1 pseudogene is annotated in these 249 nt (G+C 46.2%); it reads left to right on the forward strand.

The features are described from left to right. Window positions 1–249, forward strand: a pseudogene (locus ACYP03_RS27280) (diguanylate cyclase response regulator); the annotation flags it as partial.

The raw sequence follows: 249 nt of genomic DNA on the forward strand, positions 1-249 counted from the left end.
TGAAGAACCTGAAATGATTGCAAAAGCCATTGATATGGGGGGGGATGATTACCTGGTAAAGCCGGTTGATAAAACCGTACGGGTCTCTAAACTCAAAGCAATGCAACGTATTGCAAATATGCGTCATCAGCTGAAAACCGCCTCTGAGCAACTCACGCTGGCCAACGAGAAACTGTCTGAACAGGTCAATGAAGACGGGCTGACTAAGATAGCTAATCGCCGGTATCTGGATCAGAAACTGGCAGAATT

The organism is Photobacterium sp. R1 (assembly GCF_054600795.1).